This is a genomic window from Streptomyces sp. SID5785, assembly GCF_009870065.1.
Classification (GTDB): Bacteria; Actinomycetota; Actinomycetes; order Streptomycetales; family Streptomycetaceae; genus Streptomyces.
Genome location: NZ_WWIA01000224.1, coordinates 1 through 1,479 on the forward strand (window position 1 = coordinate 1; position 1,479 = coordinate 1,479).

Genomic DNA, 1,479 nt, shown 5'->3' on the forward strand with positions numbered 1-1,479 from the left:
GTCACCTCACTGGAGTTCCTCGGGTACGAGGTCGACCAGGCGGCGACCGGACAGGCCGCCCTCACGGCGATCCGCGACCGCGGCCCCCACCTCGTGCTGCTCGACGTCATGCTGCCGGACCTCGACGGCTTCGAGGTCGTCCGGAGGCTGCGCAGCGCCGGTTCGACGACGCCGGTGGTCTTCCTGACCGCCCGCGAGAGCGGCCGGGACATCGTGGGCGGCCTCGACCTGGGCGCCGACGACTACATCACCAAGCCGTTCCGGCTCGCGGAGGTGGCCGCCCGGGTCCGTGCCGTCCTGCGCCGCGGCGAGAGCCGCGCCGACCCCCGCCTCCTCGTGTGCGGCGACGTGGAGATGAACACCGACACGTACGAGGTGCGCCGCGCCGGAGCGCCGGTGGACCTCTCGCCCACCGAGTACAGGCTCCTGCACCATCTGCTGGTCAACCGGAACCGCGTCCTGACCCACGAGCAACTGCTCGCCCATGTATGGGAGTTCGGAGAGAGCGACCACAGCGTGCTGAAGACCTACATCTCGTACCTGCGGCGCAAGCTCGGCGCACGGGGACCCGACCTGATCGAGACGCGCCGCGGCGTCGGCTACATCCTGCGCGACTCCGGCACCGCATGAGTCCTCGACGCCGTCCGGCACGCCCCAGGTCACTGCGCGGCCGCCTGCTCCTGGCGCTGCTCAGCCTGGTCGCCGTCGCGCTGATCGCCCTGGACGCCGTCGTCCACACGGCCCTGAGCGACGATCTCCTGCGCCGTACCGACGTCACGCTGCGCGCCGTGTCCCGGCGCGTGGCGCAGCAAGTGCGCAGGCCCGACCCGGACAGCCGCCTCGGCAACGACGTCCGGCTGCTCGGCGCCTCCGAGTTCTACCTGCGGCTGCGCCGGCCCGACCACACGGTCCGTGACCTGGTGCCGCAGCTCAGAGACCCGCAGGACGCCGCGCCACGCATCCCGGACCCGCTGTCCGAGGTCCGCGACACGGAGGTCGTGACGGTCGGGCCGGCCGCCGCCGGTGGCCCCGACTACCGCCTGCTCGTGCAGCGGATCCCCGGCCACGGCACGCTGATCGCGGCCACACCCCTCGACCAGGTCCAGGGCACCCTGCGCCGGGTCCTGATCGTCGAGGCTGCGGCCACCGGCGGGGTCGTGGCCCTGCTCGGGGCGGCGGGTCTGTGGGTGCTGCGCCGCGGGCTGCGCCCCCTGGAGGCGATGGCGCGCGACGCGGACGCCATCGCCTCGGGTGACCGTGCCGGACAGGTCGAGACGGCCGACGCCGACACGGAGGTCGGGCGCCTCGGGCTGGCTCTGAACACGATGCTCGCCGCCGAACGCACCACACAGGACCGGCTGCGCCGGTTCGTCGCGGACGCCTCGCACGAACTGCGCACCCCTGTCACCGCGGTGCTCGGCTATGCCGACCTCCACCATCAGGGCGCTCTCGGCGCCGCCTCCCGGAGGGACCGCGCGA

At 73.6% G+C, this 1,479-nt stretch carries 2 protein-coding genes; both read left to right on the forward strand.

Translation table 11 applies throughout. From position 1 onward, the window contains the following. Positions 1-630, forward strand: a 630-nt coding sequence (locus GTW43_RS06840) for a response regulator transcription factor (protein WP_161300723.1), incomplete at its 5' end; no start/stop codon positions are given. Continuing rightward, on the forward strand, positions 627-1,479 hold an 853-nt coding region (locus GTW43_RS06845; protein ID WP_161300724.1), incomplete at its 3' end, for a histidine kinase dimerization/phospho-acceptor domain-containing protein. The genes GTW43_RS06840 and GTW43_RS06845, both read left to right, overlap by 4 nt.